Source organism: Sphingorhabdus sp. (genome assembly GCF_044338195.1).
Taxonomy (GTDB): Bacteria; Pseudomonadota; Alphaproteobacteria; order Sphingomonadales; family Sphingomonadaceae; genus Sphingorhabdus_B.
The window spans coordinates 35,952-44,211 of the sequence record NZ_JBIIMC010000017.1; the positions used below are offsets into that span (position 1 = coordinate 35,952).

9 protein-coding genes, 1 tRNA gene and 1 pseudogene are annotated in these 8,260 nt (G+C 55.6%); 7 read left to right on the forward strand and 4 right to left on the reverse strand.

What is annotated here, in order from left to right; genetic code table 11:
* Positions 1 to 38: 38 nt before the first annotated feature.
* Positions 39 to 425, forward strand: a complete 387-nt coding sequence (locus tag ACIQZK_RS06600) for an NADH:ubiquinone oxidoreductase subunit NDUFA12 (RefSeq protein WP_324477949.1) — start codon at positions 39 to 41, stop codon at positions 423 to 425.
* 155 nt (positions 426 to 580) lie between these two features.
* A pseudogene (locus ACIQZK_RS06605) lies at positions 581 to 832 on the forward strand (DUF2155 domain-containing protein); the annotation flags it as partial.
* 35 nt (positions 833 to 867) lie between these two features.
* On the opposite strand, the gene aat reads toward ACIQZK_RS06605, so the two are convergent.
* Positions 868 to 1,626 carry a leucyl/phenylalanyl-tRNA--protein transferase gene (aat, locus tag ACIQZK_RS06610; protein WP_395635647.1) on the reverse strand — a complete coding sequence of 253 codons (759 nt, stop codon included), beginning with the start codon at positions 1,624 to 1,626 and terminating at the stop codon, positions 868 to 870.
* 153 nt (positions 1,627 to 1,779) lie between these two features.
* Here aat and purC point away from each other — a divergent pair, with 153 nt between their 5' ends.
* The 4 genes from purC (at position 1,780) to purQ (ending at position 6,509) form a co-directional block, all read left to right on the forward strand.
* On the forward strand, positions 1,780 to 2,559 hold the full coding sequence (purC, locus tag ACIQZK_RS06615; protein WP_395635648.1) for a phosphoribosylaminoimidazolesuccinocarboxamide synthase: 780 nt from the start codon (positions 1,780 to 1,782) through the stop codon (positions 2,557 to 2,559).
* A gap of 60 nt (positions 2,560 to 2,619) precedes the next feature.
* A complete protein-coding gene (locus tag ACIQZK_RS06620) occupies positions 2,620 to 5,505 on the forward strand; it encodes a M16 family metallopeptidase (protein ID WP_395635649.1) in 2,886 nt (961 codons plus the stop codon).
* Positions 5,506 to 5,613: 108 nt separating this feature from the next.
* A complete protein-coding gene (gene purS, locus ACIQZK_RS06625; protein ID WP_183941822.1) occupies positions 5,614 to 5,844 on the forward strand; it encodes a phosphoribosylformylglycinamidine synthase subunit PurS in 231 nt (76 codons plus the stop codon).
* A complete protein-coding gene (gene purQ, locus ACIQZK_RS06630; RefSeq protein ID WP_397575438.1) occupies positions 5,844 to 6,509 on the forward strand; it encodes a phosphoribosylformylglycinamidine synthase subunit PurQ in 666 nt (221 codons plus the stop codon). Before purS ends, purQ begins: the two co-directional genes overlap by 1 nt.
* On the opposite strand, the gene ACIQZK_RS06635 is transcribed toward purQ, so the two are convergent.
* Positions 6,462 to 6,863 (reverse strand): hypothetical protein, encoded by a 402-nt coding sequence (locus ACIQZK_RS06635; protein ID WP_395635650.1) that lies wholly within the window; start codon positions 6,861 to 6,863, stop codon positions 6,462 to 6,464. The two genes, purQ and ACIQZK_RS06635, sit on opposite strands and share 48 nt — an antisense overlap.
* Before the next feature lie 6 nt (positions 6,864 to 6,869).
* Positions 6,870 to 7,601, reverse strand: coding sequence for a queuosine precursor transporter (locus tag ACIQZK_RS06640; protein WP_397575434.1), 732 nt, complete (start codon positions 7,599 to 7,601; stop codon positions 6,870 to 6,872).
* 58 nt (positions 7,602 to 7,659) lie between these two features.
* Between ACIQZK_RS06640 and ACIQZK_RS06645 the strand changes: the two genes are divergently transcribed.
* A tRNA-Arg gene (locus ACIQZK_RS06645) sits at positions 7,660 to 7,736 on the forward strand.
* Between the two features lie 193 nt (positions 7,737 to 7,929).
* Here the strand turns inward: ACIQZK_RS06645 and ACIQZK_RS06650 are convergent.
* The coding region (locus ACIQZK_RS06650) for a hypothetical protein (RefSeq protein WP_397575435.1) at positions 7,930 to 8,260 on the reverse strand (331 nt) is incomplete at its 5' end.

The window sequence follows — 8,260 nt, forward strand, 5'->3', positions numbered from 1 at the left end:
GATTGCACCGAAACGTGCTTGCTCCTAATCGCGGGTCCATGGGTATTCTCGGTAAAATCTTCACTTGGTGGGACGGTGCCACCATCGGTACGGCGATCTACAGCTGGCGAAAGGGCAAAGCTGTGGGCAGCGATGCCGAGGGAAATAAATATTACCAGTCGTCCGACGGTAAGCGTCGCTGGGTCATCTACAATGGCGCGAACGATGCAAGCCGCGTTGCGCCCGACTGGCACGGATGGCTGCATGGCACCCATGACGGCGACCCGGAGAGCTATTTGCCGCCCGTACGTGGCTATGAAACACTGCCCGAGGCCAATTTGACGGGCACGGACCGTGCCTATCGGCCAGCAGGATCGATACAGCGTGGCGGCCATCGTGCCCGCGCCACTGGTGATTATGAGGCGTGGAGTCCCGACGCATCATGATTCGCCGGCACAGCCTGATGCTGCTGCCGTTGCTGGCAACGCTCGCGGCGTGCGGACCCACTGACGAAGAAAAGCTGGCACCCGAAAAATCCGGCAAAGCCCAAGCGACCGGAGACCGGATTGTTGCGGGTTCTGACAATTCACTTGGCACACCCATGGCCGAACGTGTTGCCGTTCTGGGCCTGTTGAACAAGCGCAACGGACAGACGCGCGACATTGAACTCAAACCCGGCGAAGCCATTCGCTTTGGCAAAGTTGTCGTAAGATTGCGTGCCTGCGAGAAAACAGCGCCATGGGAAAATTACCCCGATGAAGGTGCCTTTGTTCAACTGCTGGTGCAGGAACGCCCGCCGGGCACAAACGATGCTGAAAAATGGCGCAGCGTGTTTTCAGGCTGGCTTTTCAAAGAAAACCCGGCCGCAAATGTTGTTGAACACCCGGTTTACGATGTCTGGGTCAAAAGCTGCAGGATGAGCTTCCCCGGCGAAGAGACACCGGTCGAAGAAAAACCATCGGAAGAAGCAGCAGCGCCTGCCGATAACGCATCGCCCAGTGCACCCCAGACTGCGCCTGCCGAGCCTGCCCCTCCGTCAACGGAAGGCGTTAAGCCCGACGAAGGCTGACCAGTCGTCCTCAACGCCGATTCGAGTAATTTCAGATAGGCGCCTTGGGTGATTTCAATGGCGCCAAGGCTGGCCAGATGGTCCGTCATGAACTGACAATCCAGCAGTTCGAAGCCACCAATTTTAAGACGCGCGACAAGCCATGCCAGTGCCACCTTTGACGCATCGGTCTCCCGCGAGAACATGCTTTCGCCAAAGAATGCGCGGCCCATGGCGAGCCCGTAAAGCCCGCCGACCAATCGGCCGTCGAGCCAACATTCCACACTGTGCGCGCGGCCTTGTGCATGCAGCTGGCAAAAGGATTCTTCGATATCGGGGTTTATCCACGTCTCGCGTCGATCATCCTGCGACTCGGCGCATGTTGCGATAATTTGGGCAAAGGCGGTATCCGCCGTGACTGTAAACCGCCCCTGCCGGATGGTTTTCGCCAATGATTTGGACAGCCGAAACCCCTCCAGCGGCAAAATCGCGCGATATTCCGGTTCAATCCAAAAAGTATCGGGGTCATCACGGGCGTCGGACATCGGAAATATGCCGTTGGCGTAGGCCTGCAGCAGCAAATCCAGATCGATGGGCAAAAATCTGTCCTTTCCTGTCCTTCAAGGGGCCTATCTCGAATTGCGCCGCCGCATGCAATGGATTATAGCGATCTAAATGCCCCGGCAGCGTCTGGTCACTTTACGACCGGTCCCGCCGGGGCACGTCATTTTAAGCAAAGTCAGGGACCGCATATGACCCGCCGCCGCAAAATATACGAAGGCAAGGCCAAGATTCTGTATGAAGGCCCTGAACCCGGCACCTTGATCCAATATTTCAAGGATGATGCGACCGCCTTTAACGCCCAGAAAAAGGGAACGATTTCTGGCAAGGGCGTCATTAACAATCGCGTGTCAGAGCATGTCTTTACGCGCCTGAGCCATATTGGCATTCCCACCCACTTCATCCGCCGTCTGAACATGCGTGAACAGCTCATCCGGCAAGTTGAAATCGTGCCGATCGAAGTGATTGTGCGCAATGTCGCTGCGGGCACATTGTCCAAACGGCTTGGCATCGAAGAAGGCACACCCCTGCCCCACACATTGCTGGAATATTGCTACAAAGACGACAGCTTGGGCGATCCGCTTGTCGCCGAAGAGCATATTGCATGTTTTGGCTGGGCCACGCAGGAGGAAATGCAGGACATTTCTGCGATGGCGATCCGCATCAACGATTTCTTGTGCGGCATGTTCGCGGCGATTGGCATTCGATTGGTGGACTTCAAACTGGAGTTTGGCCGACTGTTTGACGGCGATTTTTCGCGCATCATTTTGGCGGACGAAATCAGCCCGGATGGATGCCGCCTTTGGGACATCGAAACCGGCGAAAAGCTTGATAAGGATCGTTTCCGCCGTGATTTGGGTGGTGAAGCCGAAGCCTATCAAGAAGTGGCGCGTCGTCTGGGCCTGATGCCAGATGAAAGCGAAGGCGCGGTGCTCGATATGGTTAGCCACAGGCTACGTAAAGGCAAGTAACACAAGAATTTACATCTTTGCATCTTGCTAACGGTCGCTTTCTCTGGACAAAGTCCATCGATGAACAAGAGACTTTTAGTTGTATTGGCGGCGGCTGCCTGTTTTGTAGGCACAACCGCTTTGTCCGCAGCGCCGCAAGAGAGAACGAAAGTCCACGGTACGGAACGCACCGCACCGTGGAATGCCGAGACATCTGACCTCGAACCGGACGCCAGTATCATTTACGGGCGGCTGGCCAATGGTCTGCGCTATGCCATTCGCCCGAACCAGCGCCCCCAGAATCAGGTGCTTGTGCGCATGGCCATCGACTTCGGGTCGGCAGCAGAGGCTGATGACGAGCAGGGTCTCGCGCATTTCATCGAGCATATGGCCTTTAACGGCACCACCAATGTGCCCGAGGGCGAGATGGTCAAAATGCTTGAGCGGCTTGGCCTATCCTTTGGCGCCGATACGAACGCGTCAACGGGCTATACGCAGACCCAATATAAGCTTGATTTGCCGAAAGCCGACCCGCACCTGATTGAGCGCGCCTTGTTCCTGATGCGCGAGACCGCGAGTAATATCTCGTTTAATCCGGCATCGGTTGATCGTGAGCGTGGGATCATATTGGCTGAACGACGCGAGCGCGAAAATTTCGCGTTTCAAAGTGGCCGGGCTGCCAACAATCTCTATTACCCCAACACCTATTTTTCGACGCGCTACCCGATTGGGCTATCCGAGATTATCGAAACCGCAACTGCGGAACGGTTGAAGGCGCTGTATCGCACATATTATCGGCCAGACCGGATCAAAATCATCATTGTCGGGCCAGTGGACCCTGTCGCGATTGAACGCGAATTGGCGAACAAATTCGCCGATTGGCAAGTCACAGCGCCGCCATTGGGCAACCTTGACCGCTGTGAACTCGATACGACACGTGGCGTGTCTGCCGCAAGTTTTACCCATCCTGAAATCAATGAAGTCATTGCCGTTCAACAGTTTTTCAAGGACAAACCCCGGCCCGACACCGTCGAACGGGCGATGATTGAACTCAAGATGCAAATTGCATCGGCCATCATTTCCCAGCGGATAAGCCGCCGGTCGCGTTCAGAGGACATCCCCTTTCTGGGTGGTGGTGTAAACTTTACCTTAGGCATCTGCGACAATTATGCCGCAGTCAGCTTTGCCGCAGCCGGCAAAGACGGCAGTTGGCGGGCATTGCTGCCATTTACAGAACAGGCAGTCCGGCAAGCCCTGCAACATGGTTTTGACGACACCGAAGTTGCCGAGCAGATAAAGCGCCTCGACACCTCTTATGAAAATAACGCCAAGGCAGAGGGCACAGAGCAAAGCGCTTCGATCGCCAACGCATTGGTCGGACTTGACGATGACGTCTATAATTCAGACGCCTACCGGTTGCTGCTATGGCGCCAATTGCGGCCGTTCATGACGAAAGCTGCCGTCAATGCGGAATTCGCAAAATGGTTTGGCCAGATGACGGCCCCGCAAATTTTTCTGTCCACGAAGCAGACGTCAGGGACGTCTTCCGATGATATCTTGGCCGCCTATGCCGCAAGCCGCGCCGTTGCGGTGGCGGCACCCGTTGCGCGCGCAACGACCGTATTTGCCTACACGGACTTTGGCCCCGCCGGCACCGTCGTTGCAGATACAGTCATCCCCGACCTTGGCATTCGCACGATCCGCTTTGCCAATGGCGTTTTGCTGAACCTCAAAAAAACCGATTTTGAGGATAATCGCGTCCGCTATTCCCTGCGGATCGATGGCGGACAATTGCATTTTTTTGCGAAGGATGAGGCGGTATTGGCTTGGCTGATGTACGGGGCTTATGTTTCCGGTGGTCTTGCGGCGCATGATTTTGAAGACCTGCGCTCCTTGCTTGCCGGGACAACCGTCACACCCGCGCTCGGGATAGCTGAAGACCATTTCGGCGGCACTGGCGCTGTCGCGCCTGTGGACTTGGAGCGCCAGTTGCAGGTGATGGCGGCGTACACCAAATATCCCGGCTATGCCGACAGTGCCCTTCGCTTGTTCCGCCGCCCATTGCCCGAAATCTTCGCGCGGCTGGACGCAACTCCGGGTTCGGCATTGAGCGTCGCCATGGCCAGAATCATGACCGACAATGACCCCCGCTTTGCGCTGGCACCGCTTGAAGACATTCAAGCGGCCGATTTTTCGCAACTGAAATCTGCGTTGGGTGATGCCTTGACCCAAAACAGGTTGGAAATCGCAATCGTCGGCGATCTCGATGAAACCGCTACGATTGCTGCTGTTGCCCGCACTTTTGGTGCTATGCCCACCCGAACCGGCGCGGCAGATATGACACCTCAGGACGCACGCTGGAGCACCGCGAGCGGGAATTTCGATATTCCGCACAAGGGTGAAGCCAATCAGTTGGGATGGCGCCGGGTTTGGCCCACCACGGGTGACAGCGATCAGAAGCGGACGCAGTCGATGGATCTGTTGGCACGTGTCGTAACCCTTCGCCTTACCGACGAATTGCGGGAAAAGCTGGGCGCGACATATGGCGTGCAGGCAGGATCAGAAATGGCGGAGTTCTATCGCGACCGTGGTGCATTTTCGATTTCGACAGCAGGCGATCCCAAGGACCTCGCCGCCATCGAAAATACGGTTGACCAGGTCATGGCCGAAATCGTGAAAGCGCCCATTGACAACGACCTGTTTGAACGCGCACGCAAACCTGTGCTCGAAAGCTATGCCGACTGGAAAAAGCGCAACCCGACATGGCTGGGTGTTGCGGCAGAAGCGCAAACCAATCCCGACAAGCTGAACCGGTTCCGGCAGAGCGAAAAAATGTTCAATTCGATCACTGCGCAGGATTTATGGGCACTGGCCAAGCAGTATCTCAGCAAACCCGCACAGTTCACATTCCGCGCCTTACCTGACGCGGCAATTGCCAAACCCATCATGGCGCCCTCCAATCCGTAAAAGCGCCGTACGGAACGCGTGTAAAATCCTGTTGGGCGCGAGCTTACCCTTGAATCGCGCGGCGCGCCTTCTATAAGAAAGGCGAACAACCAAGCAGATAGGGCCCACATGAAAACCCGTATTTTTGTCACCCTGAAGAACGGCGTGCTCGATCCGCAAGGGAAAGCCATTCACCACGCGATCGAAGGCCTTGGGTTTTCGGGCGTTCATGATGTGCGGGCGGGCCGCCTGATTGAGATCGAACATGAGCCTGGTCTGTCCAAGGCTGATCTGGAATCCATGTGCACGAAATTGTTGGCCAATATGGTCATTGAGAATTTCGAAATCGAGCAAGCATGATGCGCGCTGCCGTCATTCAATTTCCCGGATCGAATTGCGACCGTGACATGGCGGTTGCCATTCGTGACATCACCGGCGCGGATACAAGCCTCATATGGCACCGCGAGAGCGAGCTGCCATCCGGACTAGACCTGATCGCAATCCCCGGTGGTTTTTCTTATGGGGATTATCTGCGTTCAGGCGCGATGGCGGCGCGTTCACCCGTGATGCAGGCGGTCATTGCTGCTGCTGGTCGCGGCGTCCCGGTGCTCGGCGTCTGCAATGGCTTCCAGATCTTGACTGAAGCAGGCCTGTTGCCCGGCGCATTGATGCGCAATGCGGGAATCCGTTTCGTCTGCCGCACGGTCGATCTGACGGTCGAAAACAGCCAATCCATGTTCACCAGCGGTTATTCAGCCGGTGAAAAAATCCACATCCCGGTGGCCCATCATGACGGCAATTTCTTTGCGGATGATGCGACGCTTGATCGCTTGGAAGGCGAAGGCCGCGTTGCGTTTCGCTATGCCGAACCCGTCAATGGTTCAGCGCGCAATATTGCGGGTGTTCTCAATGACGCAGGCAATGTTCTCGGCATGATGCCGCATCCCGAACGGATGATTGAGGCCATGCAGGGTGGTTCAGACGGCCGCAGATTGTTTGAAGGGCTGATCCGCGAAATCGCCTGATCTGTCGGTTTTTGCGTCAGATTCTTTGGCGCGCGGAAACATAAACCGACCCAACAGCAGGATTATCGTCGGCCAAAACATGGTGTTGTAAAGGTCATGCATCGCCGCGTTGATTGTCGCTTTGCCCGGCCCCTGACCGTGTAAATCAGCATATTCGTTGAACAATTCGGCGACGAGCACGATCAACCAACACCAAAGACTGTCGGGCCTGCGGCGCAAAATCATTGCTGAACCAAATAATATCAACAATGAACCATGGATGTGCATGGCATCGTTGGTGAGACCGACCGCGTCAAGCAAACGGATTTTATGGCCGATCCAATATTCGGCCAACTGCTGCACATAATCCTGCATGACGTCCTAAACTTTGGTTTTGAAGGGCGAAAAATTCGTGCCCTCGTCGAAAATATCGACGCCCTCTTTGCGCTTTAACCAGCCCACGACGATATATGTTACCGGCGTCAGCACAACTTCCCAGCCCACTTTCAGCAGCCAGTTGGTAATCATAACGCTGATCACCTGCTCTTGGCTCCATTCACCCCAAAAGGCGAGCGGGTAAAATATGATGCTATCGACACCCTGCCCCACCACGGTCGATCCAATCGTGCGCGACCACAGATGCTTGCCGCCTGTCCATATTTTCATGCGCGCCATAACATAGCTGTTCACAAACTCACCCGCCCAAAAAGCGGTGATGGACGCAATCACGATCCGCCATACTTGCCCGAATACGCTTTCATAGGCGGCTTGGTCCTCCCAGCCCGGGGCTGGTGGCAAGGCAACGACAACCCAGCTCATGAACGCCATAAACAACAGGGCAGCAAAGCCAGCCCATATGACGCGCCGTGCGCGGGCATAGCCATACACTTCGGTCAGGACGTCGCCGATGACGTAGCCAAGCGGAAAAAATAATATCCCTGCCCCGAATATCCATTGCTCCCCGCTTATGGTCACGGCAGCGGGCTTTGCCGCGCCAATGATGTTGGACAGCAGCAAAATGGCCACGAATGCGGCCATGACGAAATCATAATAGCGGAACTGGCGTCCGGCGACGGCACTTGCGCTTTCGGTTACAACAGGAGCATCTTGCATAAAATGACATAAGCAGCTTTGCGTTCGCAGGCAAAGCCGTTATTGCGCCTTTCAGCGCGCGCCCTTAGCTCAGCTGGATAGAGCGCGAGACTTCTAATCTTGAGGCCACAGGTTCGACTCCTGTAGGGCGCGCCACGCAGTCCACAAAATCACACCTTTCCAGAGACTTCTGTCGTCGGGTGCTATGAACGGCGGAGTTTTGCGGGCCTTGCCGGTTCCTAAATTCGTGCAGAAGCCAAACTTGTCTCTGTTGTGAGACCGTTTAGCCAAAAAATAGGGCCCGTCTCACGGGCCCCAAAAACAGACTTCTTCTAACATATCGCAGGTATTAGCCGAACCCGAGGAGCTGCCTCTGATCCGCCCATGCCAGCGGTAAATCGGCGGCAAGAAGTCTGCTTGGGGTTAGCTTTAGAGGCTGTCGCCCTTCCACAATTGCAGTAACGATAAAGGGGTCTAGGCAAACAAGCTTTGCAACCTTCATCATTCGAACACGGCAGCGACCTTGTTCGGCTGCAAGGGTCGGCACTGATTTATCAGGGTTTTTAACAATTTGAGCCATGATTGCTCTAGATTCGGCGATGAGCGCGACGAGCTTGTCATCGCGTAAAGACACGCCTTCACCTGCCGAGGTGGCGGGTATGATCAGCCTGAGCGCCTTA